Below are 25,087 nucleotides of genomic sequence, written 5' to 3' on the forward strand. Positions count from 1 at the left end.
ATATTTTTCCTGCTGGTCAGATAGATTTAACCTTGGCAATGGCGTTATCGCCAACCGATGATTCATTGTGTTTATGCTGAAACTTGAACTCAGTGAATGCAGTTTTCAGTACAAATTAAAAGACCACCTAGGGGCGGCTTGAAGCTTTCATGCTTGCTCATTTTGCTGCTTTCGATGTTTTTGCATTACTCTAGATGCTCGCCTTTCCATCGAAATGATTTTTGAAACCGCTCTCTGCCTATTCATATTTTTAAGGCTGAGAATTATAGTTTCTCTAGGATTCCAATCATCATGATACGGCACTTTGAAATTATTTCTTATTTCATCAGCTATCAAAGATGCTTTAATACCAACCTCAGCAAACTCTCTTCTACGAACTGTAAAATAATAGCTTATCGAGTCATGATCAAAATCAGGTGAGCTGGTAATTTCTCTCAACGTATCTTTGGCTTTGGCAATCTCGACATTTATACTTTGAAGCTTATAAAGCATGAGTGGTTCAAGATATTTATGCTCACCTTTGACTGAGGACATGTCAAAAGTTGGTGATTCAACTTGTGCCTCATAGGTGTAGTCTTCAGGCTCAGGGTAGGCAGGATTGTAGCCTTGATCCCAAGCCACCTCGCCACATTGGTATACAAAGTCGTCAAGTAGATAGATTAGCTGAACAGCTATGTAATTTTTTTCTGTTTTCCTTTTTTGATAATCAAAGTAAAAATCTTTGCATGTGTTGACTATGAGAGGGATTGATACTGCAGCAGCTGCACCAATAAACGAATATAGTTTTTCAGGGCTGCTAACAAAGCTATTTATAATCGACATTTCTCAGTCTCAGCTAAAATCGTTTGGACAGATTAATGCCTGATAAACTTTGCTTCAACAATTTGCATTGGTTATTTGCATAGTTCGTCTATGTATTGCTGCAACGCGGCTATTTTTGACTGGTCGTGTTTAATTCCGTCTCTGATACCGAGAACGTTTCGTCCAGCAACTGAAGAGAGTTCGACGGTGGTTCCATTATCCACGCTGGCGGTGCCGGTGGTTTGATTCGAACAAGAGCCTGCGACGAGCACCCGGCCACCACGATCAAGCTTATGCTGCAAAGAATCATTTTCAGCTTTGGCATTAGCCAGCTCCTTCGTGTATTTGGCATCAAGTGCAGCCACGTCACGCTGGCGCACTTTCATATCGTTGATGGTGTCGTCAGCAAGTTTCAGCGCATCTTTGGCGTTGTCTCTCTGAGCTTTGTAATCAATGGCGTTGCCACGGTAATAAAGCGCCAGGCTGAGCGATAACAAGCCTGCGGCAACGACCACAACCATCGCGATGATTAATGCCTTAGCTCTAAATGTCACCCGGTCCACCTGCTAAGCAAAGAGAACGCTCCATATCGCGGCGGTTCTGTAATCCCCTCCACTTCATCCCACCGGCATAAACCCAGCGGCGCATCTCTTCACATGCACCAACCTGATCGCCAGCATTAAGCCTTTTGAGCAGCGTTGATTTTGAAAATGCGGAGGTGCCTACGTTGTAGGTGAAGCTATACAGTGACGCGCGCTGATATTCGCCAAGAGGAACTTTAACCAGACTATCAACAACACGTTTAACCGGCTGAAGGTCATTCCACATCAGGCGGTCGCATTCGCGATCGGTATATTTCTTCCCTTTAACGATGTCGTTACCGGTATGACCATCACAAACGGTCCAGACCCCGACTACATCCTTATAGGGCTCATATACTCGGCCCTCGACACCATCTTTCCCGCCAATAAACAGTGAAGCAATAATCATTGACCCGCCGCCCGCTGCGGCAATCAACTTGTTACGCAGACTGGCTGACATAGCCATAGTTATTCCTCGCCAAGCTTATCGGTTGGGATGTATCCGCGCTGCTCTAAAGCTCTTATCTGAGCCAGAGATACTTTGCGTTTAAAATACGCGTTGATGGCAAACGTCATCAGCGCAAGCACGATACCGGCGATAACACCGACAGCACTCCATTCATCTGGACTCAGTCGTGTTAATACGCCATTAGCCACAGCTGAACCAGCTGCACCGTATGCCGCTCCTGATGCTAGTTTGCTCATATGGTTGATACTCATGATCACCTCCGTGATAACGGTCGGTGCTGTCTGTGGTCTTTAAATAAAAAATTGCGCACCGCCACGGCGTAAAATTTTCGGATAAAAGTGATTGGCGGGCGCAAAAACGAAAGAAGGCCGCTCTATGGCCACCCTCTAAAATATGAACCCTGACGCCTTCCGCGATAGTTACCTGGCCCGTCAGCCACAGGGTTAATTATTAAAAACAAAAAGCCCCATCGGTTAAGACGGGGCTTTCGGCCTGATATGCGAGATGAATGATTGGACTAAAGAACGATACACATCAGGCGATTTACTATTTACAAAATCTGATTTTTTCTGTCAAGAATAAAAACACCCAATAGCTGGTGAGGCTTCGGGCGCTTTAAATCACTCACGTTATTTGCAACTGATTCTTGATGATAAGTAGTACTGCGTAGTAACGACTCTTATCACATTACCAATGATTTTGCGGACCGCGTTAATGTTTTTTGAATAATTTTTCTTGGCTCTAATTCCGGGTCCATTTCAAGCCGAACATCCAGCCATGCCAGACAACCTTCAATAAAACCTTCAGCCATTTGGACCTGAATGCGGATCATCTTCTCGTCGCATTTCGCGCGCTGCGCCAGCTTGCGTTTAGATATGTTGTAAAAGTAATGCAGCACAATTAACTCGTGCTCATCAGGACGGCGGGCGCGAAGTTTGGTTAAGCATGACTCAATGACCAAACCATCATCATCAGTGCATGACAGGGTCATTTTTGAATCCTGTGGTAGCAGCCCTTTGAACCCAGCCGCAATTGGTGAGTAATCTACACCGCTACGATCAGAGCGCGCCCATCCTGCCCAACGTTCTAATACCTGTGACATGTCACGCATACATATTCCTCCACGCTTTTTAATTTACCCGATCACGCCGACTGCAATCGAGTGATCAAGGAACCTGAACAGCAGCTCTAACTGACTGCCGTATTTTTCTTCGAATGCCCTCATGTCCCGGTGCAGTTCATCGTGATGCGCCCTGCAAAGCGGTATCACAAATAAATCATGCGCCTTCGTTCCCATTCCCCCTTGTCCATGTCCGATGATATGATGCGGGTCGTCTGCTGGCTTGCGGCAACAGGCGCAAGGCTGCGCTTTTACCCACCGCGTGTATTTTTTATTGCTCCAGCGCAAGCGCTTTGGCCGCGCCATGAACGTCTGCGGCGACTCCGTGTCGATGCGGATGGTCAAAACCTGCTTCACCACCTCTGCTGCTTCCTGAATCATCTCCTGCGCCGAGCGGGTTGGAGTGATCGCCGTCTCTGGTATTGGTCCTGTGTCAGCGATGGGCTTAGGCATGCGCAGAACGCGGCGTGCGTGTGATTCTGGTATCAGGTCGATAACGTCTTTCAGGCATGCCCACCAGCACAGCTCCGGCAGCGTCATCTGGTGATCAACACCTAACCCCAACTGAGTGCAGGCTGATTCGATAATCCAGCGCGCCAGATTGCCTGCTGCATACGTTTCCAGGATACCAGGCAAGCCGTTTGAACGACAGTAGTTATCACAGGAATAACACAGGCAAAGTGAGCCAAAATCAGTCCGCAAGGTAGTGTAATGCTGATGGTGATAAGAATCTTTTTCCTGATACTGGCATACACCAATTTTTTGAACCCACGCATCATGAACTTCCAGTCCACCAGCAGCGTCGATCACCCTGGTATCACCGAAGAACGCTTTAAGCGTTGGTTTATCCAGTAATGGCTGGCTACTGTCGTTGATTAAACCCGATGGTAGGTGTGACATGTCACGCGGCATTGTGCAGACTAAAACACGCTCACGGAACATTGGTATCAGGTCGCGACCCGGCTTAAGCAGGACAATGCCAGTATTAAACGCAACGTCCGGAGTAAGTATCGCCCTCATGCCGCCACCGCCTGATAAGCATCAATGGTTATCTCAACGTAGCCGCTCTTTGTCACTGGCCCCCACTCAACCGCCATTCGCTTAATCTGGCTGTCGTCTTTCCAGATTCCGGCATGTGTCAGGCTGTCGAATAGCGCTTTCAGGTAATTATCAAGGTCGCGAGATCGGCGATCAGGTGGTGCAATAATCACAGTGACTTCTACAGCACAATCCAGCGGTTTAGGCTTGCGGCCTAACTGCATGTATACCGCGGCGATCGCGTTTGAACGGAAAGAGCGCCCGGAGGCGCTGATTAATACTCCCTTTGGCGTGTGACGCCAGTAGGTGTTTACGGTTGGAGGGAATGGCAGTGTCAATTTCATGTTTCTCCCTATACTGCCAACTGCAGTTGCATGTTGAATTTATCCCGGTTCTCGCAGTAATCGAGTGAGCCGGGGCTGTTGTGCGATTCGATTCGTTCAACCATTAGCGCAGCGCGAGTCTCTTTTGATACTGGCGCATAAGCACCAGACCAGGCTTTGTCGATGCCGATGTTTCTGGCTACGTTCGTGCTGTCGGCACTTGCTAATGGCAACTTGGTGAAGATAAGCGGGTTTAGCATGCGCAGGCCGTGAAGCTTACTGATGGGCTGCCCATAATCATCGATGACATGGCGGATTAGGTCTTTCATTCTCGCGACGGCAATGTTCGGTCGCTTAACGTCGTATTCGCCACAACTACCGATCGCCACACGCGGATATTCGTTGCAGAGCCGGATGAATCGCTCATCGCTCTCGTTCATGTGCCAGACCGGCACACCATAAAACTCACCGTGCGGCCACTCATCAAGCAACGCTTCGTTCTCAGCTTCGCCGCCGTCAATAACGTCAGGGATGATCGCAAAGTCAAAAGCAGGATGGTTTTTCCAGCGAGAGACAAATTCGTAATAATCATTCCAGTCGATTTTATTCCGGCCAGCTGCTTTCCACGCAGTAAACGCGCCGTTGTCGAGGGCAAATGACTGGCAGTATTCAGAGGCGAGACCGATTTGGCTGGCGTGGGCGAAAGAGATGAATGCGTGTCGGGCTTTCCATGCTCGAATGGCGCATGTATCAGGCGTAATCGGCCCACCGTGATAATGAATCATGCCACCCTCCCGGCGATCAGTTGCACGCTGCTGTCACACTGATTGCCCCAGCAATCCCAGCCATCGGCGGCGGTTCGCGCAAACAGCTCAATGCGTGACACGTCACCATAAAGTTGCTCCAGACGGTTTCTCACTTCCCACGGCTTAGCGCTGTGTTCGCCCAGGCACGAATACACAACCTGCTTTATCGATGCGCTGGCGCGTTCCAGCCCGGTACCGCGCGTGGCAATCAGCACATCCTCGGTGTTGCTGCGGGTGTGGTTGCCGCCGTTCATGCGGGTTTCTGCGTTAAGCATGTCCAGCAGGTCGGTGAAGTCGTGAATGGTCTGTTTGGTCAGCGCGCGGTTGAAACGCTCTTCTGCGCGTTGGTTCATCTTCACCCAGGTAAATCCCTTCATGGTGCGGACGCGATAGCCCCATGATTCAGCCAGTTCGCGCGCTTCCTGGTTGTGGGTGCCGGTGTACCACATCGCTAAAACTGAGTTTTCTGCCCCTAGCGCCCACACAGGCAGGCGCTTAAGGTCAGCCATAGACATGGTCTGATAGTGATCAGTGGCAGCACCATTGCTGATGCTGTTGTTGTATGGCCAGGGAGGAGCGGCGTAGATGAGCTGGTAAGGCATTACGCGCCCTCCACGGTTTGGGCTGAATGCGCAGCGTATTCAGCCAGGATTGCTGCCACTTCGAAAGCAACTGAATCATTAACGTAGAGGCAGTTAACATCTTCGCTTTGGACGTATTCGGCTTTTTGCAGGAGCTCAAGCAATCGACGCGCGCGGGTGGCACTAAACTGCGGCATTGCTGCGGCACGGGTCAGTCTCTTCTTGCCGCCGGCTTTCGCTTTTGCCAGCTGCGTTTTGGCGACCGTCTCAGCCTTCGCGCCATGCTCGCGCACCATAGCTACTGCAGTTGTCGCTGCAACCTCGCCGGTCTTAACCATTTCGATTAATCCATCACCGACGTTCAGCAGCGCCAGGTGTTGATCGATGTCTGATGGAGAGCGTTTAACTTTCTTCGCAATTTCTGCCGGTTCCCACCCCTGATTAATCAGGCGCTGGTATGCTGCGGCGCGTTCCAGAGGCTCCAGCGCGCGGCCCTGACTGCTCGTCACCATGAAGGCGATGCGATCGGCTTCGTTGCCTACGAAATCTTTGCACTCCAGGCGGATTTCATGTCCTGCTTCCTGTGCCAGCTTCGCGCCGTGCCAGCGGTGGTGACCGTCGATCACCTTCACACCCTGCGCTGTAACCTGAACGGTCAGAGGTGGAACATTCTCACCGGCAATGTACGCATCGCGGAATTCTTCGACGTGAGCCTGATCGATGTCGCGAACGTTGTAACCAGGTTCGATATACAACTCACTAACACCCAGCAGGTAAGTCTTGCGCGTGGTTATGTTCGTGTCGTTTTTGTCTTTTTCTTTGTAAATCAGGGATAAGGTGCTCATGCTGTTTTCAACTCCCATATCAGGGCAATAACTAAACCGGTAATCATCAGAACCGCTGCGCGAATGCCACGGTAGTAATCTTCGTTGCGCCAGTAGTGCGCTTTGATGGCTTCCATCATCGGCGTTTACCTCGCACGCAGAACGGATCGGGCAGTGGCTTCGGGTCACGCTCTTTCGCCCTCGCCACGCACAAGTTTGCCCGGATTCGCGCTTTTTCACGGAGACCAGCCTTACGGGTTGACTGCTGCGCCTGCTGCCAGACATTGGCGGCACGGTTCCACAGATTGCGTTCCTGCAGGCTGTAGGCCTTGTCGCAGAGGGCGATGTATTTTTCGTCACCTTCGCCAGCTGGCTCTGCAGTAAAGTAATGGGCTTCGGCATCGCTCCAGACATCGCCAACTGCGGTCATAACCGGCAAAGCAGAAACTACGGTGCTGCGCGTGCGACCAATTGCTCTGGCGATCTGCGCCGGAGTCTGGCCGGGAAAGGCCATCAGGTGCGTAAGAATCAACGTTTCAGTGTTCATCGTTACCCCCGGAAGCCTTCAGGAATTTCGTAGTTAGCGCTCGGCACATGCATTACATCGCGCTGCCACTTGCCGTTGATACACGGTGGACGCCCTGCCTTGTCCCACTTCTGTGCCGAACTCAGGTAGCCAGGAAACTTGCCGGGACGGAAAATCGTTTCCGGGCGAACGAAATCACGCATCTTGGCGTCATCAGCCCATTTTGCAATCGTGTAATCCACTGTGAGAATCAGCTCATCAGCAGTGAAATCCTCAGCCAGACGCCCCCTAATAGGTCCGAGTGATGAGCGAGATTTCTGATAACGCAGACCAGCAGCGCGGTTCAGGTGATCCAGCACCCTGAAAGCATCCTGATTAGGCTCACTTTCGACGTCGGGTTTCGCAGAAACCGGACAAAGGTCTTTTGCTGTAATCTCTGTAGTAATCTCTGTTGTATTCTCTGTAAGACGAGTGCAATTTGCCCCCATCGATGGGTTTAATTTGCCCTGTTCGATTGGTGCATCTTGCCCTGTTCGATGAGTGCAATTTGCATCCTTCGATGAGGGCAATTTGCACTCATCGGATAACAGTGGGTTTGCGTGGTTAATCGCGTAAAAATTTGTGCGGTCATGCTGCGTCTTTTTTAACTGCTCAACGTAGATAAGCCCGCTTTTTTTAAGCGATGTCAGAGCGCGTTTAACCGTATCGGATGACCACCACGGAAATTGCTCATTCCAGTCTTCAATGGTGTTGTAAACCCAGCGACGGCCTTCATGCTCAACACCCGATGTGGTGTCCTCCAGCCAGTAACAAATCTGCTGAAGCACGATCGCTTCATTGAGGCCAATACGGCATGCAAGCACCGGGCTAACTACCAGCGGTTTTACCTTCAGAAGTAAACTCATGCGGTGCCTCTATTTCCCGGAAGTCGCGCTGGAACTGGTGCAGAGGACAGAAGCACTCACCATGTTCATAATTGTTGCGGAGGTAGATAACGCGGCCTGATTCAGGCTCCCAGCGGATAACCCGAACGGGAATGCCGCGACGATCTTTGAACCAGCGGTCAAGTTCTCGCACTTATCAGCCTCCGGTTGACAGTAAAAATCATTCCAGGCTTTCTGAACTACCAACGGTTCCGCAGACTGGTAGTTGTCGGCTTTACCTGCAACGCGTAATATTTGCTCATACCGCAACTGACCTGCCTCCACGCGGCAACGGAATTGCACTGAAGGTCTCGTTTGAATTAAGCTGTTCATGTCGTTACTTCTCCACGCAAGTTGATTTGACGATGCCGAGCGCTCTGGTCTGCAAACCGGGGCGCTCAACCTTTCTGCTCTACCCATCTCATAATTCCTGAGCCTGAATCTGCATGCCCACTTCCGCTTTACGGTTGGACATAAACAGGTCTACCGAATGCTCTGTCACGCCAACGCCGTACAACGCTAGGAAGCCAAGAAAGCCATGAATCTGGCCGCGCATCTTTTGCTGAAACAATCCAGACAGCGTTTTAAGCTCCTTCTGGTCAATAACACCGTCTGCTACCGCTTCCTGCTTAGCGATCGCCAGCTTCCCCGCAGTTGCTTTGTTGCGCAGCTCAATGTCATACAGGTCAACCTTGTCCACTTTCTCAACGGTTGAAACGTCCACCAGCGTCAGTCCTTTGCGATTAGCGAAGTACTCAGCCAGGTAAGTGCTGCGTGACAGGTCTTCCATCTGCTGCAGCTCGTCCAGCGAGAAGAAGCGACTGCCGCATTTGCGGTACAAATGATTGTGGAACTGATCAATGGTCATGCCCATGTCATCAGCCATACCCAAACGACCGTGTGGGTGTGCTTTGCACATCAGGCGAATTGCGGTGTTGATGGTGTCTACCATTTCATTCTTCCTGTTGTAGTTACCGCTAAGCGGCTGTCGCTTTAGAATTCAGTTCGGGCCAGATTTTCATCCAGTCATCGGGATGCAGGTCTTTTCTACTTACCGCGCCTTCTGAGTTTATTTCGATGAGAACTGACAACGCCGGTCCTAATTTTTGACCCTTGCTAATTGCCTTACGGAGGTATTCAAGTGAAGTTTCGCAAGTTGCAGCGAAGTCCCGTTGCTTACCAAGCGCAAGGCCGTTCAGATACGTTCGTAACGTTTCCATGTAGCCTCCTGTGGTTGATGAAGTGAGTATACCTGTAAGTATATTTTATTCAATACCTGCAAGTCATTTACCTGAGAGTAATTTCTCGTATGATCCGGGTATGAAAACTGAACCAAGCCATGACATCTACGAAATCCGCCGACTTAAGCTTCAAGAGCTGGTTGATGGGTACGAAACTCAGCGGAAGTTCGCAGAGGCAGCAGGCCTTGATGCGACCGTCGTTTCTCGAATGCTTTACCCTTCAGGTAAGGCGAACAAGCGCAATATTGGCGAGCAATCTGCACGCCAAATCGAAGACTCTTTAGGCTTGAGTCGCGGTTGGTTGGATGGTTTAGCTAATACTAAAGATTCAAATGTGGCCTACGTAGGCCCGAACGAACCGAAGGGAAATTTTCCAGTGATCAGCTGGGTTAGTGCAGGACAATGGATGGAAGCTGTAGAACCCTATCACCGCAAAAGTATCGACCGCTGGTATGAAACAACTGTTGATTGCTCTGAGAGCTCATTCTGGCTGGACGTTAAAGGTGATTCGATGACAGCGCCGGCTGGGCTAAGTATCCCCGAAGGCATGGCAATTCTGATTGATCCAGAGGTTGAAGCCAGAAATGGCAAGCTCGTTGTCGCAAAGCTTGATAGCGAGAACGAAGCCACCTTTAAGAAATTGGTCATTGATGCAGGTCGAAAATTTCTTAAGCCGTTGAATCCTCAGTACCCTATGACTGAAATTAACGGTAATTGTCGGATAATAGGTGTTGTAGTGGATGCTAAAGTCACCAACCTACCTTAACCATCGTCAGTCCCATCTAACCCGGTCTTTACCGGGTTTTTTATGCCCGCAGTATCTCGCCAATAAATAAATTCTCTTTTTATTCATATCCATATACCCGCGCGTACAATTTATTTACCTTTGAGTATTTACACTTAATATACTCGCAAGTATATTTAACCCATCGGATGTATACATGAGGGTGCCGCAGCGAAAATGATCAAGCACATGGCCGACACCAGCTTACGGGACTTGATCACCTTCCTGTACCTCTTCCCTGATGCCGAACTCATCTGTGATGCAGATACCGGTGTCATGACGTTCGAATGCTGTGAAGTAGATGTGGAATACAAGGCTGTGTTTTAAACGTTGAGTGTTTGGGCGGTTTCTCCGGGGCTTTCAACCCATTCAGGAGAGGGAAGATAGTGTTCGACCGGTTTAACCGCCACTTTTTCACAACGATGAGAGCATTTGACGGGCGCACCGAGCCGCGTCACAGAGGCGTTAAGTGCTCTCAACGTTGTGGTGAATGCGCAAGCTAAGCGTGAAACCCTTTATTGGCGCGGGGCATGTGGTTAAGTCCCTCCAGCGAGGTTTAGCCGAAGACGTTCGGTGACATGACAATGAATACCAAAGCCGGAGATTAGCACCGGTCATCACAACTTAAATCCGCAGGTTGCTTAATCATAATTGATGGCAGTGCCTGCGCCGGATGGGGTAACCGGCACACAATGGTGAGAGAACTGAAAAATCTGGAGCATGGGCGGTAATTGGGTGGGCGTGGGAACTTTAACCGAATTATTGCTAACAGTTCTCTCAACCATTGTGGTGATGGCACCAAGTGCGAGTGTGGTGAACTGGCCCTAACGATTACGCGATCGGTTGAGTCTGAAAGTCTAAACCCGCTCTGGTTATTGCCAGTTCAGCCAGAGCACCGGGAGGCACCCGGCACCGCAATACCTTTCAACGTGGAGTAACGAGGCTACAGGTTTTGCAGAACCTGTCAGCCAATTAAATGAATCCCTCAGTGATTTATTGCCAGCAATGGCAAGGGATTCTTACAGCCCAAAACAGGCGTGGAGGATGTATGGGGTACTGGAAATTTATTAAACCTGAGCAATTGGCGGCGTGGGATAAGTTGCGCAGCGATGAGCAGTTGATGCGTGCCGAGGGCTTTGCCCTGGCTGAGAAATTTCAGGCCAAACCGGTGTTCACCAATGACGTTGGTCGTTCAACGTTCTACGGCGTGAAGTTCGATAAAGGTTTTTATGTTGCTAAAGACCTTTGGACCAAACCGACAAGCAATACCGGATTTGCATCGTGGCCTAAAGCGCGCGCGCCAAAGGGTCTAAGTGAAGAACACAAATCACTTTTGGTCATTTGGAAAGAGAACTATCCAAAAACTAAAGTCGAGAATGATCAGTTCTACACCTCGATCGGTCTGGATTGGGGAATGTTGTTCCTCACTGGAATCACATATTTCCGATTTGGCGATGCCATCTACGTAAAAACTGGCGCGAAGCCAAATGAAGATGCGCAAGCGGTTGAGATTTTAGGCAGCGAGTTTGATTCAGCTAAGAGGGAGTATGTCGATGCAGCATCCGCATGATCACATCACCGTGGGCATTGTCACCCTGCCCTACAGCATCATTTTAGCCGGCTGGATTATGCCTGACGGCTCAGTGATCAGTAACCCAATCGCAGCTCAGAAAGCTGCCGAGCGCCTCAACAGCGCAAGCCGTACCGTTCACTGAGGGCCACCAGCATGACTAACAAAGAACTCGTGGCAGCTGGTCACGCATTAGCTAAAGCACAGGGCGCAGATGCGCCACTTACTGAAATCGCAAAGCTGGTATCAGACCTGGCTACACGCCTTGATGTTATGGATTCCTGCAATAAGGCGCTGGCTACTGAAAACTACGCTGTTAAAAATATCATTGAGCTTCACGCGGCTGGTTTTTCCGCTTGCTCAGCATGCGGTCATGAGGAAGCCAGTGAAAATGACGATGTCGTTTTCTTAAGTCGCTCTCTTGCAACTCCGGAAACGAACGTAATTCTCAATTCATTACGGGCTGAAGGTATTCACTTTGCTGTCAATCGTATGTTAGCTGCGTGGGAAAGCGGATTTGTTAACGATACGCCAGCTCAAGCCTACGACATATCCGGTGGCTTTTTGACGGCTCTTGAATTCTTGCCGAACGCATCATCAGATGAATTTAAACGTGATTATTTGGATGAAGTGCGGGCTGCTATCGCAAAGCAATTATGTGCAGCCAAGGATGGTGAGTGATGACGCCTGCATATGATCAGCCGATCCTCGACATGTGCTGCGGTTCGCGCATGTTCTGGTTGGATAAAGGCGATTCGCGCGCAATCTTTGCTGATGTCCGCGAAGAATCACACAAGCTGTGTGACGGTCGTTCGCTTCATATTGAGCCCGACATCATCGCAGATTTTCGTGCTTTGCCCTTCCCCAATAATAGCTTTGCCCAAGTGGTATTTGATCCGCCGCATCTTGAGCGTGCTGGCGAAAACAGCTGGATGCGCAAAAAGTACGGTGCCCTCAACAAGAAAACATGGCGTGACGATATCCGCGCGGGTTTCAGCGAGGCGTTTCGCGTATTGCGGCCACACGGCACGCTCATCTTCAAATGGAATGAAACGCAGATACCCGTTAGCCTGGTAATCGCCCTTACAGACGTTAAGCCAACAATCTGGCAGCGAACCGGCAAAGGCGATAAGACTCATTGGATTATCTTTTTAAAGGATGCTGACCATGCGTGAGCGCGGAATTATCTTCAACGCCGAAATGGTTCGTGCAGTTCTGGAAGGCAGAAAGACGCAGACGCGCCGGATTATGAAGGTGCAGCCTGAATCAAATCAGCTTGGCCTGCTGCGCATTACTGCCTCCACTAACCGCAGTGATACCGGCAAGTACCACTGGGCCGAGTCAAATGCCACCGGCAATCATGTCCGCTCAAAACTGTTTGCATGCCCGTTCGGTGCAGTAGGTGATCGCCTATGGGTGCGTGAGGCATTCCGGGTTCATAGCCGGCCTACTGACGTGGCCACTCTGGTTTATAAATCCAGTGAGAAGCAGAGCTGGACGCATCAGACGCACCGCGTGCCAATTGAGAAATGCAATAAGCCAGCAGTGGTTGATAAGTGGACACCGTCCATCCACATGCCGCGCTGGGCTTCCCGCATAACGCTGGAGATTACCGGCGTTCGTGTGGAGCGGCTTTGGGATATTACAGAGGATGATGCCAAGGCTGAAGGTTGTACGTTTGAGGCGCTGAGGTTCCAGCCTGGCACTCGCGAAGTTGAAGAGATGGGACACACTGCCGTTTACCAGTTTGGCGGATTGTGGCAATCCATCTACGGCGAGGAAAGCTGGCAGGCTAACCCGTGGGTGTGGGTCATTGAGTTTAAGCGCGTGGAGGGTGATGCATGAGCAAGCTCAAGTTAAAAACTTTGCAGGATGTCAGCGCGTGCGCAGCCGAAGTGCTACTGGCGATCGCCGGTAACCACGAAGATGTTAACAAAAACAACAGCACCGAAATGTGCCGTTTATGGGACAACCTAAACGATCATTTCGCGCCACCAGAAGTGGTGAAATCTATGGCGGATGAGCTGATCAACCTTCGAATGATGAATCAGCGCCTTCTGGCCCAGCGAATTGCCGACCGACGCCGTTTTGTTAAGCCTGCACCTGAGTGCGTGCTTACGGTCGTTAGTAAGGAGGTTTGACCATGTTCAAACTTCATAAGCTGGGACGCACCGGCTTTGATTATCTCAATATGAAGTCGCCACGCCACCAGCTAAAGCTACAACGCATCAACATTGCTGGCCGCTCTTACTCCGCATGGCGTGATTCGCGAGCGGTAGTCATTAGGGGGGAAAATGGCTAAGTCACCCGCAGAGCGCAAAGCAGAACAGCGCGCGCGTCAAGCCGCTGCCGGTGAGCAGAAACTGGAGCTGGTTCTGGATAGTCAGGAGTTAGCGATGCTGGCGCACAACTGCGCCGCACGTCGTCCCGGTCGCGAACCCTATGAGATGGCTGAGTATATAGCGCTGCTGATTCGCCAGGATGATGCGCGTGTGCGTGGCCGTATTCGGGTAATCAGTAAGCGGAAATGTGGGAAGTGTGGTGATCAACTGCCGGTGCAGGATTGCCCATGCAAAGACGAAGCAGCATGTTGGGCCAATCGCGGCTGGCATGAAACCAAAATAACGCTGTGACATGTCACAGCAAGTAAACCTGTTGCAGCAGGTAATGCGTGGAGGTTCTTTATGGCTCGTTGGGTAGTTCTTGAAGAGTGGGCTGAGAGTGAATTTGGGAAGCCGATACCCGGCAAGGCGTCGCTCCATAAGTTTGCGAAAAATGGCATGATATCGCCCCCGGCCCGTAAGGTTGGCAGACATTGGCGTGTTGAATGTAATGCGAAATTCGTGGGGATCGATAAACCCATGACTAAGGATAGTGATAGCCCACTCCTCAAGAGGATATTAGAAGATGGCTAGACCGAGGAAATATAACGTCAATATCCCCGGCCTTTCCTGTTTCACGGATGCTCGTACCCAAAAGGTTTACTGGAGGTACAAGCATCCTGTGACGGGAAAATTTCACGGTTTGGGAACTGATGGTGACGCAGCAAAGCAAATTGCCATAGAAGCCAACTCAAGGTTGGCAGAACGGCAAATGGCGCAGCTATTGAAAGTGAGAGATGAGATAAGCCGGGAGCAGAAAAAGGGAATTTCTGTTTCTGCTTGGGTGGAAAAATATCTGGAAATTCAGGCAGAGCGACTTGAGACCGGAGAAATTCGGTTCAACACTCACAAGCAAAAGCTGGCACCACTAAAAGTTTTTGTTTCTGAAGTTGGATTGAAGAGTGTCGATGATATTTCCGTTCGTGAAATCGCCGATCTTCTTGACCAGTACAAAGAGCGTGGGCAGAACCGTATGGCCCAGATTGTGCGGATGGTGCTGATTGACCTTTATAAAGAGGCGCAACATGCAGGTGAAGTTCCACCTGGTTATAACCCTGCCCTCGCTACGAGAATGCCCCGCAATAAGGTTCAGAGGGAACGCCTTAATCTTGAAGAATGGACTGCTATCTTTGATGCCGCCGCAGCCTTACCGAACTATGTTCAGAATTCAATGCTGCTCGCCCTGGTAACAGGTCAACGCCTAGGGGATATCGCGAAGATGCAATTCAGTGATATTTGGGATGGTCACTTACATATTCAGCAAGAGAAGACCGGCACTAAGTTAGCAATCCCTTTATCTTTACGATGCAGCTCGATAAATATGACGCTTGAAGATGTTATTTCGAGATGTAGAGACAGAATCCTGAGTAAGTTCGTGATCCATCACCATCACACTACTTCTCAGGCACAACGTGGTGAGGCTCTGACGATCAGCTCTATCACCACAGGATTCAGCAAAGCTAGGAAATTGACCAATATCGAGTGGGAATCTGGTACCCCTCCAACATTCCACGAACAAAGGTCACTTGCTGAACGGCTTTACCGTGAACAAGGCATGGATACAAAACGCCTACTTGGACATAAAAATCAGGTTCAAACGGACAAATACAATGATGACAGGGGTAAAGAATGGCTGATAGTGGCAGTCTAAATTAGAGAGATTTTTAGCCAGTTTTGCAGAAGGGTTTTGCAGGAGTTTTGCAGAAGAGATTTCGAGGTGGTTAATTCACCCCAACTTCCTGAAAGGAAATCGGGGTGACAATAACATGAGTTATTACATGTTGTTGATGATCGCGTCACCAAACTCTGAACATTTCAGCAGTTTAGCGCCATCCATCAGACGTTCGAAATCGTAGGTCACGGTTTTGTTAGCGATAGCGCCTTCAACACCTTTAACGATCAGGTCAGCCGCTTCGAACCACTCCAGGTGACGCAGCATCATTTCTGCCGACAGGATCACTGAACCTGGGTTCACTTTATCCTGACCTGCATACTTCGGTGCTGTACCGTGCGTCGCTTCGAACAGGGCACATTCGTCACCGATGTTGGCGCCTGGTGCAATACCGATACCGCCAACCTGTGCCGCCAGGGCATCAGAGATGTAATCACCGTTCAGGTTCATACAGGCGATCACGTCGTATTCCGCCGGACGCAGCAGGATCTGCTGCAGGAAGGCATCGGCGATCACGTCTTTAACGATGATCTCTTTACCGCTGTTCGGGTTCTTGAACTTCATCCACGGGCCGCCATCGATCAGCTCGCCGCCGAACTCTTCTTTCACTAACTGGTAACCCCAGTCTTTGAAAGAACCTTCGGTGAACTTCATGATGTTGCCTTTGTGAACCAGGGTCAGAGAATCACGGTCGTTGGTGATGGTGTATTCAACTGCTGCGCGCACCAGACGTTTAGTGCCCTCTTCCGAGCATGGTTTAACGCCGATACCACACTGCTCAGGGAAGCGAATTTTCTTCACGCCCATCTCTTCGCGCAGGAACTTGATCACTTTATCCGCTTCTGGCGTGCCCGCTTTCCACTCGATACCGGCATAGATATCTTCTGAGTTTTCACGGAAGATCACCATGTCGGTCTCTTCTGGACGCTTAACCGGGCTTGGCGTGCCTTTGTAGTAGCGAACCGGACGCAGACAAACGTACAGATCCAGCTCCTGACGCAGCGCAACGTTCAGAGAACGAATACCGCCACCAACTGGAGTAGTCAGCGGGCCTTTGATGGCAACGCGATATTCTTTAATTAAATCGAGGGTTTCCTGCGGCAGCCAGACGTCCTGGCCGTAGAGTTCTACTGATTTTTCGCCGGTATAAATTTCCATCCAGGAAATTTTTCGCTCGCCGTTGTAGGCTTTCTTCACAGCGGCATCAACCACTTTCAACATTACCGGGGAAACATCAACGCCGATACCGTCACCTTCAATGTAAGGAATAATCGGGTTATTCGGAACATTCAGTTTTCCCTGATCCAGGGTGATTTTTTGACCTTCCGCCGGAACAACTACTTTGCTTTCCATCAACCTCTCCTTCGAGCGATTTTTTGTTAATGATTTGTAAGATGCGGGTCAATACTACTTGATTATTTCCGCTACGCCAATCACCGTAGTTTCGCGCTATAATGCGCCGAATGTTTCCGACTGCAAAGCCCATGCGAAAAACTTCTCAACGAATTCACCAGGATAAGCGCGCAAGCGCCCCGGCACGTAAGCCCGTGCGCCGCGATACCCGTCCGAAAGGCCCAAGACGCGTCATACTCTTTAACAAACCATTCGATGTTTTGCCGCAATTCAGTGACGAAGCCGGACGCCGCACGCTGAAGGATTTTGTGCCGGTGAGCGACGTCTACGCCGCTGGCAGACTCGATCGCGACAGCGAAGGATTGATGATTTTGACCAACGATGGCGCGCTGCAGGCCGCGCTGACGCAGCCCGGCAAGCGCACCGGAAAGGTCTATTTTGTGCAGGTGGAAGGTGCGCCGCAGGAATCAGATTTATCCCTGTTACGCAGCGGCGTGACGCTGAACGATGGCCCCACTTTGCCGGCAGGGATTGAGTTAGTGGGCGAGCCAGAGTGGCTATGGCCGCGCCAGCCGCCGATTCGTGAACGCAAAGCGATTCCCACCAGCTGGCTGAAAATCACCTTGTTTGAGGGACGAAATCGCCAGGTGCGCCGCATGACGGCACACATCGGCTTTCCGACATTGCGCCTGATTCGCTTTGCGATGGGCGAACATCAGTTAGGCGATTTGCCCCCGGGTGAATGGCGCGATATCAGTGCAGCCATTTAATAACTTTTAGTTAACAATTTCGGAGAAAGGATGTTTAAACCTCATGTAACGGTCGCCTGTATTGTGCAGGCACAGGGACATTTGCTGGTGGTTGAAGAGCGCGTGCACGGTCGTATTACCTGGAACCAGCCCGCCGGGCATCTTGAGGCCAATGAAACCCTGCTCGAGGCCGCCCAGCGTGAACTGTTTGAAGAGACCGGCATTGAAGCCAAACCTGAATATTTTCTCGGCGTGCAGCAGTGGATTGCGCCGGACGATACACCTTTTGTGCGTTTCCTGTTTGGCCTCGATCTGGCCGAAAAAGTCGATACCTCGCCGCACGATCGCGACATCGACTGCTGCTGGTGGCTGCCGCCAGAGCAGATTCTGACGGCCAATCGCCTGCGTTCGCCGTTAGTGGCAGAGAGCGTGCGACTGTGGCAACAAGGCGAGCGTTATCCGCTGCATCTGGTCGCGCCGTTCCAGTGGCCGTTTCATGAGGGTGCGCGCCCCGCTTCTGCATGATAGAATGCGCCGCCTGTTTTTATCGTAATTTAAGAGTGCGTCATGTCTGACAACAACCAGAAAAAAGTGATCGTCGGAATGTCCGGCGGCGTCGATTCTTCCGTTTCCGCCTGGTTACTGCAGCAGCAGGGCTACCAGGTTGAAGGCCTGTTCATGAAGAACTGGGAGGAAGACGATGGCGAGGAGTATTGCACCGCCGCCGATGATCTGGCTGACGCACAAGCCGTGTGTGACAAACTCGGCATCAAACTGCACAAAATCAACTTCGCCGCTGAGTACTGGGATAACGTGTTCGAGCACTTCCTGGAAGAGTACAAAGCCGGCCGCACGCCGAATCCTGACATCCTGTGCAACAAAGAGATCAAGTTCAAAGCCTTCCTCGAATTCGCGGCGGATGATCTCGGCGCAGACTTCATCGCCACCGGCCACTACGTGCGCCGTCAGGATGTGGATGGCCAAAGCCGCTTGCTGCGCGGCCTCGACGGCAACAAAGATCAGAGCTATTTCCTCTACACGCTCAGCCACCAGCAGATCGCGCAAAGCCTGTTCCCGGTTGGCGAACTGGATAAGCCGGAAGTGCGCCGCATCGCTGAGCAGCTGGATCTGATCACCGCAAAGAAGAAAGATTCCACCGGCATCTGCTTTATCGGTGAGCGCAAGTTCCGCGACTTCCTTGGTCGTTATCTGCCTGCGCAGCCGGGCGAAATCGAAACCGTTGACGGCGAAATCGTCGGTGAACATCAGGGCTTGATGTACCACACGCTCGGCCAGCGTAAAGGTCTGGGCATCGGCGGCCGTAAAGAGAGCAACGACGATCCCTGGTATGTGGTCGACAAAGATGTGGCGCGCAATCGCCTGATCGTGGCGCAAGGCGGCGAGCATCCGCGCCTGATGTCCGTGGGGTTGATTGCCCAACAGCTGCACTGGGTTGATCGCCAGCCAATGACCGCGCCGCTGCGCTGCACGGTGAAAACCCGCTATCGCCAGACCGACATTCCGTGTGAAATTATTCCGCACGGCGATGACCGTATTGAAGTCCGTTTTGACGAGCCGGTTGCGGCCGTCACGCCAGGCCAATCCGCCGTGTTCTATCTCGGTGAAGTGTGCCTCGGCGGCGGCATTATCGAACAACGCCTGCCTCTGGCAGAAGCCTAAGGTCGGCGCTGCCCGACGCGATGACAGGAGTTAAGCGTGGCTAAGAACTATTATGAGATTACGCTGGCGCTGGCGGGCGTATGCCAGGCCGCCCATGTGGTGCAACAGCTCGCGCAGCAGGGAAATTGCAATAACGCGGCAATGAATGTGTCGCTGCGCAGCCTGATCGATCTCAATCCCGGTTCGACGCTGGCAGTGTTTGGCAACGACGAAGCCAATTTAAAGGTTGGATTAGAGACCTTGATGGCGGTGCTCAACAGCAGCAATCGTCAGGGTGCCAGCGCTGAACTGACCCGTTATACCTTAAGCATGATGGTGCTGGAGCGTAAGCTGCATGGCAACAAAACCGCGATGAACACGCTGGCACAACGCATCGGCCAGCTTGACCGCCAGCTGGCGCATTACGAGCTGGAATCGGACACCATCATCAGCGCAATGGCCGGCATTTATGTGGATGTAATTAGCCCGCTGGGCCCGCGCATTCAGGTGACCGGTTCACCGCAGGTGCTACAGAATTCACAAGTGCAGAGTAAAGTGCGCGCCGCCTTGCTGGCCGGCATTCGCTCTGCGGTGTTATGGCAGCAGGTTGGCGGTGGCCGTCTGCAGCTGATGTTCTCGCGCCAGCGCTTGCTGAGCGAAGCCAAAACCATTTTATCCCGCCTGGGCCCGGCGTATTAAGCGCCGCCCCGGCATAATTGTTAAACGATTCAGGAGTTGCACTGATGGAATTATCCTCTCTGACCGCCGTTTCACCTGTCGATGGTCGTTACGGCGATAAAGTCAGCCCACTGCGCGCCATTTTCAGCGAGTTCGGTTTGCTGAAATTCCGCGTTGAGGTTGAGGTTCGCTGGTTACAAAAATTGGCCACGACTGTCGAGATCAAGGAAGTTCCTGCATTTGATGCCGACGCAAACGCTTTCCTTGATGCCATTGTCGCCAATTTCAGCGAAGAAGACGCGGCACGCATCAAAACCATCGAGCGCACCACCAACCACGACGTCAAAGCCGTGGAGTATTTCCTGAAAGAGAAAGTGGCCGATGTACCCGCGCTGCATGCGGTGTCTGAATTCATTCACTTCGCCTGTACCTCCGAAGATATCAACAACCTGTCGCATGCGCTGATGCTGGAAACCGCTCGTCGTGATGTGATCGTGCCGTTCTGGAACCAACTGATCGATGCTGTTAAAGGTCTGGCACACGAATACCGTGACATTCCGCTGCTGTCGCGCACCCATGGCCAGCCGGCAACGCCGTCAACCATGGGTAAAGAGATGGCGAACGTGGCATACCGTCTCGAGCGCCAGTTGCGTCAGCTGAGCAAAATTGACGTGCTGGGTAAAATCAACGGTGCGGTCGGTAACTATAACGCCCACATCTCCGCCTACCCGGAAGTGGATTGGCACCAGCTGAGCGAGCAGTTTGTTACCTCCTTAGGTCTCACCTGGAACCCGTATACCACGCAGATTGAGCCGCACGATTACATCGCTGAACTGTTTGATTGCATCGCGCGCTTCAACACCATTCTGATCGACTTTGATCGTGATATCTGGGGCTACGTGGCGCTCAATCACTTCAAGCAGAAAACCATCGCCGGTGAAATCGGTTCGTCCACCATGCCGCACAAAGTGAACCCGATTGACTTCGAAAACTCCGAAGGCAACCTCGGCCTGGCTAACGCCATGATGCAGCATCTGGCCAGCAAACTGCCGGTGTCACGCTGGCAGCGCGACCTGACCGACTCCACCGTGCTGCGTAACCTTGGCGTGGGCATCGGTTATGCACTGATCGCTTATCAAGCCACACTGAAAGGCATCTCTAAACTGGAAGTGAACCGCGATCGTCTGCTGGACGAGCTGGATCACAACTGGGAAGTACTGGCTGAGCCGATCCAAACCGTGATGCGTCGTTATGGTATCGAAAAACCGTACGAGAAGCTGAAAGAGCTGACGCGCGGTAAACGCGTTGATGCTGCCGGTATGCAAACCTTTATCGATAGCCTCGAACTGCCGGAAGAGGAAAAAGTGCGTCTGAAGCAGATGACGCCAGCCAACTACCTCGGCCGTGCGATTCAGATGGTTGATGATTTGAAGTAATGCGGTGGCCAGGCGCGTTTCGCGCGCCTGGTTGTTCTCTGGTTTAGCTGGCTTTGCGTATACTCTCCTCATCATCACTACGTTCGAAGCTAAGGAAATACTATGCGTGTTCTGGTTGTGGAAGATAATGCGCTGCTACGCCATCACCTCGCCGTGCAATTGCGTGAAATGGGCCATCAGGTCGACGCCGCAGAAGATGCCAAAGAAGCGGATTATTTCCTGCAAGAACATGTCCCCGACATCGCGCTGGTCGATCTCGGTTTGCCCGATGAAGATGGCATGTCGCTGATTCGCCGCTGGCGCACCGATGCGGTACGTCAACCGATTCTGGTCTTAACCGCGCGCGAAGGCTGGCAGGCCAAGGTGGAAGCGCTGGAAGCGGGTGCCGACGACTATGTCACCAAGCCGTTCCACATTGAAGAAGTGGCTGCACGCTTGCAGGCGTTGATGCGTCGCAACAGCGGACACGCGTCGCAAATTATCTCTATGCCGCCGTTCCAGGTCGATCTCTCTCGCCGCGAATTGACGGTGCAAGATGAACCGGTAAAATTGACCGCTTTCGAATACACCATCGTCGAAACCCTGATTCGCAACGCGGGTAAAGTGGTGAGCAAAGATTCGCTGATGCTGCAACTCTATCCGGATGCCGAACTGCGCGAAAGTCACACCATCGACGTGTTGATGGGCCGTCTGCGTAAAAAAATTCTCTCACTCTATCCAACCGAAGTGATCAACACCGTACGCGGCCAGGGCTATCGCTTTGATCTCTGATTTATGACGTGGTTCCGGCGTTTACGCCCCTTCTCTCTCCGCGCTCGTTTTCTGCTGGCGACCGCGGCGATCGTGTTGTTTTTGTCACTCTCCTACGGCATGGTCGCGGTGGTTGGCTATGTCGTCAGCTTCGATAAAAATACCTATCGCGTGATGCGCGGCGAGAGCAATCTGTTCTTTACGCTGGCGCAGTGGCACGACAATCAGCTCACCATTGGGCAGCCGGAGCGCATGACGCTCAATTTCCCCACGCTGGTCTTTATCTACGATGAACGCGGCAAACTGCTGTGGCAGCAGCGCGATGTGCCCGAAATCCGCAAAAAGATTCATCGTGAATGGCTGCTCAAGCCCGATTTCTACGAAATCGATACCAGCAATCGCACCAGCATGGCGGCGATGGGCAACAACCCGCAGGCGAAAGAGCGGCTGCACGCGCTGGATAGCGACAGCAGTGACACCTTCACCCACTCGGTCGCGGTCAATCGCTACGATGCCACCACTAACTTACCGGCGCTGACCATTGTGGTGGTCGACTCAATTCCGCAAGAGTTGCAGCATTCCGATGTGGTGTGGTCGTGGTTTAGCTATGTGCTGGCGGCCAATCTGCTGCTGGTGATCCCGCTGCTGTGGCTGGCGGCGCACTGGAGTTTGCGGCCGATTGGCGATCTCACTTCGCAGGTGCGCGAGCTGGAAACCGGTCAGCGCGAGAATCTTGATGACAATCCGCCGCAAGAGTTACGCAGTCTGGTGCGCAATCTTAACCTGCTGCTGACCAACGAACGTCAACGCTACACGCGCTATCGCACCACCTTGTCGGATGTCACCCATAGCCTTAAAACCCCGCTGGCAGTGCTGCAAAGTACGCTGCGATCGTTACGAAATGGTAAAGAGTTAACCATTGAACAGGCCGAACCGGTGATGCTGGAGCAGATCAGCCGCATCTCGCAGCAGATTGGTTATTACCTGCATCGCGCCAGCATGCAGGCCGATCACAATCCTCTGCAGCGCGATTTGCATTCGGTTTCGGCGCTGCTCGATAGCCTGTGCTCGGCACTGAATAAAGTCTATCAACGCAAGGGCGTGGCGATCACGTTGGATATCTCGCCGGAGCTGACCTTTATCGGCGATAAGAATGACTTTATGGAAGTGCTTGGCAACGTGCTGGATAACGCCTGCAAATATTGCCTCGAATTTATTGAAGTCACCGCACGACAAACCGACAACACTTTGCATCTGTTTATTGATGATGACGGCCCCGGCATCCCGGAGAGCAAACGCGATCTGATCTTCGTGCGCGGTCAACGTGCCGACACCTTGCGTCCCGGCCAGGGATTAGGTTTAGCCGTGGTGCGCGACATCCTCGAACAGTACGCCGGCCAGGTGATCGCCACCACCAGCCCGCTCGGCGGCGCGCGCATGGAAGTGATTTTCCAGCGCCAGGAAGTCGAGCATCACCGCGAGTAGAAAGGGACGCGGGCTGTTATACTTGCCATCATTCTTTGCAGCAAACGGACTCCTCATATGGACTATCAGCTCGATATCAACTGGCCCGACTTTATTCAACGCTACTGGCAGAAACGCCCGGTGGTGCTTAAACGTGGATTTAAAAACTTCGTCGATCCTATTTCTCCTGACGAGCTGGCCGGTCTGGCGATGGAAAATGAGGTGGATAGCCGCCTTGTCAGCCATAACGAGGGCAAATGGCAAGTCAGCCACGGCCCGTTTGAAAGCTACGATCATCTCGGTGAGAGCAACTGGTCGCTGCTGGTTCAGGCGGTCAACCATTGGCATGAACCTTCTGCCGCACTGATGCGTCCGTTCCGTTTTCTGCCCGACTGGCGTGTTGACGACCTGATGATCTCGTTTGCCGTGCCGGGCGGCGGCGTCGGTCCGCATTTCGATCAGTACGATGTGTTTATCATTCAGGGCACTGGCCGCCGTCGCTGGCGCGTGGGTGAAAAAGTGCCGTTGAAACAGCACTGCCCGCATCCGGATCTGCTGCAGGTTGAGCCTTTCGACGCCATCATCGATGAAGAGATGGAGCCCGGCGATATTCTCTATATTCCGCCAGGATTCCCGCACGAAGGCTATTCGCTGGAAAACGCCATCAACTATTCGGTCGGCTTCCGCGCACCGAACGGTCGCGAGCTGATCAGCGGTTTTGCCGATCACATGCTGGCCAACGAATTGGGCAGCTACCGCTACAGCGATCCCGATGTGCCATCGCGTGAATGCCCATCGCAAATTCTGCCGTCAGAACTGGAAGGCATCCGCAAAGTCATGATGGATGTGATTAACCAGCCGGAGCAGTTTAATCAGTGGTTTGGCGAGTTTATTTCTCAATCGCGTCATGAGCTGGACGTCGCGCCGCCAGAGCCGCCGTATCAACCGGACGAAATTTACGATGCATTGCAGCAAGGCGATGCGCTGACGCGGCTCGGCGGCCTGCGCGTATTGACCATTGGCGATGTGGTGTTTGTGAACGGTGAATCGGTCACCAGCAGCCATCCGCATGTGCTGGCGGCATTGGCGCACAATCACGTGCTGACGCTGGAAGATTTCGGCGATGCGCTGGATGACCCTTCACTGCTGGCGCAGCTGGCGGCGTTGGTGAATAGCGGGTATTGGTTCTTCGGCGAGTAAGTTTCAGTCTGTCTCGGGGTCTCTAAAACTCGGACGGTGCTCGGTGGGTGCTCGCTGTCCCCCTCCTCGGTGGGTGCTCGGTGGGTGCTGGCTGTCCCCCTCCTCGGTCCTCCCCCATAAATGGGGGAGGAAGATGCTGCCATATGTTCGTTCTGAAG

Annotated in this window: 37 protein-coding genes; 20 read left to right on the forward strand and 17 right to left on the reverse strand. The window is 52.0% G+C overall.

The window, feature by feature from the left end:
- Positions 1–147: 147 nt before the first annotated feature.
- The 16 genes from Q3H59_RS12275 to Q3H59_RS12350 all read right to left on the reverse strand — a co-directional run bounded on the left by Q3H59_RS12275 (position 148) and on the right by Q3H59_RS12350 (position 9,212).
- Positions 148–822, reverse strand: coding sequence for a hypothetical protein (locus Q3H59_RS12275; RefSeq protein WP_309835080.1), 675 nt, complete (start codon positions 820–822; stop codon positions 148–150).
- A 71-nt stretch (positions 823–893) separates the two neighbouring features.
- Positions 894–1,322 (reverse strand): lysis protein, encoded by a 429-nt coding sequence (locus Q3H59_RS12280; protein WP_309836692.1) that lies wholly within the window; start codon positions 1,320–1,322, stop codon positions 894–896.
- 22 nt (positions 1,323–1,344) lie between these two features.
- On the reverse strand, positions 1,345–1,842 hold the full coding sequence (locus Q3H59_RS12285; protein WP_405042222.1) for a lysozyme: 498 nt from the start codon (positions 1,840–1,842) through the stop codon (positions 1,345–1,347).
- Between the two features lie 8 nt (positions 1,843–1,850).
- The gene (locus Q3H59_RS12290; RefSeq protein ID WP_048781446.1) at positions 1,851–2,102 is read right to left on the reverse strand and encodes a phage holin; all 252 of its coding nucleotides are present in this window, start codon (positions 2,100–2,102) and stop codon (positions 1,851–1,853) included.
- Positions 2,103–2,533: 431 nt separating this feature from the next.
- Positions 2,534–2,962, reverse strand: a complete 429-nt coding sequence (locus Q3H59_RS12295) for an antiterminator Q family protein (RefSeq protein ID WP_309835085.1) — start codon at positions 2,960–2,962, stop codon at positions 2,534–2,536.
- Positions 2,963–2,986: 24 nt separating this feature from the next.
- A complete protein-coding gene (locus Q3H59_RS12300) occupies positions 2,987–3,991 on the reverse strand; it encodes a DUF968 domain-containing protein (RefSeq protein ID WP_309835087.1) in 1,005 nt (334 codons plus the stop codon).
- Complete coding sequence (locus Q3H59_RS12305) at positions 3,988–4,353, reverse strand: RusA family crossover junction endodeoxyribonuclease (protein WP_309835088.1); 366 nt, start codon at positions 4,351–4,353, stop codon at positions 3,988–3,990. The genes Q3H59_RS12300 and Q3H59_RS12305 overlap by 4 nt, the downstream gene beginning before the upstream one ends.
- 8 nt (positions 4,354–4,361) lie before the next feature.
- The gene (locus Q3H59_RS12310; RefSeq protein WP_309835090.1) at positions 4,362–5,117 is read right to left on the reverse strand and encodes a hypothetical protein; all 756 of its coding nucleotides are present in this window, start codon (positions 5,115–5,117) and stop codon (positions 4,362–4,364) included.
- On the reverse strand, positions 5,114–5,740 hold the full coding sequence (locus Q3H59_RS12315) for an MT-A70 family methyltransferase (RefSeq protein ID WP_309835092.1): 627 nt from the start codon (positions 5,738–5,740) through the stop codon (positions 5,114–5,116). Before Q3H59_RS12315 ends, Q3H59_RS12310 begins: the two co-directional genes overlap by 4 nt.
- Positions 5,740–6,564, reverse strand: a complete 825-nt coding sequence (locus tag Q3H59_RS12320; RefSeq protein WP_309835094.1) for a DNA-binding protein — start codon at positions 6,562–6,564, stop codon at positions 5,740–5,742. The genes Q3H59_RS12315 and Q3H59_RS12320 overlap by 1 nt, the downstream gene beginning before the upstream one ends.
- Positions 6,561–6,683 carry a hypothetical protein gene (locus tag Q3H59_RS12325; RefSeq protein ID WP_309835096.1) on the reverse strand — a complete coding sequence of 41 codons (123 nt, stop codon included), beginning with the start codon at positions 6,681–6,683 and terminating at the stop codon, positions 6,561–6,563. Before Q3H59_RS12325 ends, Q3H59_RS12320 begins: the two co-directional genes overlap by 4 nt.
- Positions 6,680–7,090: a helix-turn-helix domain-containing protein gene (locus Q3H59_RS12330; RefSeq protein ID WP_309835098.1), complete on the reverse strand. Its 411-nt coding sequence runs from the start codon at positions 7,088–7,090 to the stop codon at positions 6,680–6,682. The genes Q3H59_RS12325 and Q3H59_RS12330 overlap by 4 nt, the downstream gene beginning before the upstream one ends.
- Positions 7,091–7,092: 2 nt before the next feature.
- Positions 7,093–7,974, reverse strand: a complete 882-nt coding sequence (locus Q3H59_RS12335; protein ID WP_309835100.1) for a conserved phage C-terminal domain-containing protein — start codon at positions 7,972–7,974, stop codon at positions 7,093–7,095.
- Positions 7,937–8,146 (reverse strand): DUF4222 domain-containing protein, encoded by a 210-nt coding sequence (locus Q3H59_RS12340; protein WP_309835102.1) that lies wholly within the window; start codon positions 8,144–8,146, stop codon positions 7,937–7,939. Before Q3H59_RS12340 ends, Q3H59_RS12335 begins: the two co-directional genes overlap by 38 nt.
- A gap of 267 nt (positions 8,147–8,413) precedes the next feature.
- Complete coding sequence (locus Q3H59_RS12345; RefSeq protein WP_309835103.1) at positions 8,414–8,944, reverse strand: YmfL family putative regulatory protein; 531 nt, start codon at positions 8,942–8,944, stop codon at positions 8,414–8,416.
- 25 nt (positions 8,945–8,969) lie between these two features.
- Entirely contained in the window at positions 8,970–9,212 is a 243-nt protein-coding gene (locus Q3H59_RS12350; protein WP_309835106.1) for a Cro/Cl family transcriptional regulator, read from the reverse strand.
- A 100-nt stretch (positions 9,213–9,312) separates the two neighbouring features.
- Here Q3H59_RS12350 and Q3H59_RS12355 point away from each other — a divergent pair, with 100 nt between their 5' ends.
- The 12 genes from Q3H59_RS12355 to Q3H59_RS12410 all read left to right on the forward strand — a co-directional run bounded on the left by Q3H59_RS12355 (position 9,313) and on the right by Q3H59_RS12410 (position 15,619).
- Positions 9,313–9,999, forward strand: a complete 687-nt coding sequence (locus Q3H59_RS12355) for a LexA family protein (RefSeq protein WP_405041733.1) — start codon at positions 9,313–9,315, stop codon at positions 9,997–9,999.
- 207 nt (positions 10,000–10,206) lie between these two features.
- Complete coding sequence (locus Q3H59_RS12360; protein ID WP_309835108.1) at positions 10,207–10,344, forward strand: hypothetical protein; 138 nt, start codon at positions 10,207–10,209, stop codon at positions 10,342–10,344.
- A 721-nt stretch (positions 10,345–11,065) separates the two neighbouring features.
- On the forward strand, positions 11,066–11,587 hold the full coding sequence (locus Q3H59_RS12365) for a hypothetical protein (protein ID WP_309835110.1): 522 nt from the start codon (positions 11,066–11,068) through the stop codon (positions 11,585–11,587).
- Complete coding sequence (locus tag Q3H59_RS12370) at positions 11,571–11,732, forward strand: DUF1317 family protein (RefSeq protein WP_309835112.1); 162 nt, start codon at positions 11,571–11,573, stop codon at positions 11,730–11,732. Before Q3H59_RS12365 ends, Q3H59_RS12370 begins: the two co-directional genes overlap by 17 nt.
- Before the next feature lie 11 nt (positions 11,733–11,743).
- Complete coding sequence (locus tag Q3H59_RS12375; protein WP_309835116.1) at positions 11,744–12,268, forward strand: hypothetical protein; 525 nt, start codon at positions 11,744–11,746, stop codon at positions 12,266–12,268.
- Positions 12,268–12,762 carry a class I SAM-dependent methyltransferase gene (locus Q3H59_RS12380; protein ID WP_309836696.1) on the forward strand — a complete coding sequence of 165 codons (495 nt, stop codon included), beginning with the start codon at positions 12,268–12,270 and terminating at the stop codon, positions 12,760–12,762. The genes Q3H59_RS12375 and Q3H59_RS12380 overlap by 1 nt, the downstream gene beginning before the upstream one ends.
- On the forward strand, positions 12,755–13,432 hold the full coding sequence (locus Q3H59_RS12385) for a hypothetical protein (RefSeq protein WP_309835119.1): 678 nt from the start codon (positions 12,755–12,757) through the stop codon (positions 13,430–13,432). Before Q3H59_RS12380 ends, Q3H59_RS12385 begins: the two co-directional genes overlap by 8 nt.
- The gene (locus tag Q3H59_RS12390; RefSeq protein ID WP_309835121.1) at positions 13,429–13,728 is read left to right on the forward strand and encodes a hypothetical protein; all 300 of its coding nucleotides are present in this window, start codon (positions 13,429–13,431) and stop codon (positions 13,726–13,728) included. The genes Q3H59_RS12385 and Q3H59_RS12390 overlap by 4 nt, the downstream gene beginning before the upstream one ends.
- Before the next feature lie 2 nt (positions 13,729–13,730).
- Complete coding sequence (locus Q3H59_RS12395) at positions 13,731–13,889, forward strand: hypothetical protein (protein WP_309835123.1); 159 nt, start codon at positions 13,731–13,733, stop codon at positions 13,887–13,889.
- Positions 13,882–14,220 (forward strand): hypothetical protein, encoded by a 339-nt coding sequence (locus tag Q3H59_RS12400; protein WP_309835124.1) that lies wholly within the window; start codon positions 13,882–13,884, stop codon positions 14,218–14,220. Before Q3H59_RS12395 ends, Q3H59_RS12400 begins: the two co-directional genes overlap by 8 nt.
- A gap of 51 nt (positions 14,221–14,271) precedes the next feature.
- Positions 14,272–14,502, forward strand: coding sequence for an excisionase (locus tag Q3H59_RS12405; protein ID WP_309835126.1), 231 nt, complete (start codon positions 14,272–14,274; stop codon positions 14,500–14,502).
- Positions 14,495–15,619 carry a phage integrase Arm DNA-binding domain-containing protein gene (locus tag Q3H59_RS12410; protein ID WP_309835128.1) on the forward strand — a complete coding sequence of 375 codons (1,125 nt, stop codon included), beginning with the start codon at positions 14,495–14,497 and terminating at the stop codon, positions 15,617–15,619. Before Q3H59_RS12405 ends, Q3H59_RS12410 begins: the two co-directional genes overlap by 8 nt.
- Positions 15,620–15,742: 123 nt before the next feature.
- On the opposite strand, the gene icd is transcribed toward Q3H59_RS12410, so the two are convergent.
- Entirely contained in the window at positions 15,743–16,993 is a 1,251-nt protein-coding gene (icd, locus tag Q3H59_RS12415) for an NADP-dependent isocitrate dehydrogenase (protein ID WP_309835130.1), read from the reverse strand.
- 131 nt (positions 16,994–17,124) lie between these two features.
- On the opposite strand from icd, the gene rluE reads away from it, so the two are divergent.
- The 8 genes from rluE (at position 17,125) to Q3H59_RS12455 (ending at position 24,929) form a co-directional block, all read left to right on the forward strand.
- Positions 17,125–17,763: a 23S rRNA pseudouridine(2457) synthase RluE gene (gene rluE / locus Q3H59_RS12420; RefSeq protein WP_370581444.1), complete on the forward strand. Its 639-nt coding sequence runs from the start codon at positions 17,125–17,127 to the stop codon at positions 17,761–17,763.
- 30 nt (positions 17,764–17,793) lie between these two features.
- Complete coding sequence (locus tag Q3H59_RS12425; RefSeq protein ID WP_101760804.1) at positions 17,794–18,267, forward strand: NUDIX domain-containing protein; 474 nt, start codon at positions 17,794–17,796, stop codon at positions 18,265–18,267.
- 42 nt (positions 18,268–18,309) lie between these two features.
- Positions 18,310–19,422: a tRNA 2-thiouridine(34) synthase MnmA gene (mnmA, locus tag Q3H59_RS12430; protein ID WP_309835134.1), complete on the forward strand. Its 1,113-nt coding sequence runs from the start codon at positions 18,310–18,312 to the stop codon at positions 19,420–19,422.
- A gap of 36 nt (positions 19,423–19,458) precedes the next feature.
- On the forward strand, positions 19,459–20,100 hold the full coding sequence (gene hflD / locus Q3H59_RS12435) for a high frequency lysogenization protein HflD (RefSeq protein WP_222233269.1): 642 nt from the start codon (positions 19,459–19,461) through the stop codon (positions 20,098–20,100).
- A 44-nt stretch (positions 20,101–20,144) separates the two neighbouring features.
- Positions 20,145–21,515, forward strand: coding sequence for an adenylosuccinate lyase (gene purB / locus Q3H59_RS12440; protein ID WP_101760807.1), 1,371 nt, complete (start codon positions 20,145–20,147; stop codon positions 21,513–21,515).
- A 102-nt stretch (positions 21,516–21,617) separates the two neighbouring features.
- On the forward strand, positions 21,618–22,286 hold the full coding sequence (gene phoP / locus Q3H59_RS12445; protein WP_101760808.1) for a two-component system response regulator PhoP: 669 nt from the start codon (positions 21,618–21,620) through the stop codon (positions 22,284–22,286).
- 3 nt (positions 22,287–22,289) lie between these two features.
- On the forward strand, positions 22,290–23,750 hold the full coding sequence (gene phoQ / locus Q3H59_RS12450; protein WP_101760810.1) for a two-component system sensor histidine kinase PhoQ: 1,461 nt from the start codon (positions 22,290–22,292) through the stop codon (positions 23,748–23,750).
- A gap of 57 nt (positions 23,751–23,807) precedes the next feature.
- Complete coding sequence (locus Q3H59_RS12455; protein WP_101760811.1) at positions 23,808–24,929, forward strand: cupin domain-containing protein; 1,122 nt, start codon at positions 23,808–23,810, stop codon at positions 24,927–24,929.
- Positions 24,930–25,087: the final 158 nt, after the last annotated feature.

The organism is Pantoea sp. SORGH_AS_0659 (assembly GCF_031453915.1).
Taxonomy (GTDB): domain Bacteria; phylum Pseudomonadota; class Gammaproteobacteria; order Enterobacterales; family Enterobacteriaceae; genus Pantoea; species Pantoea leporis.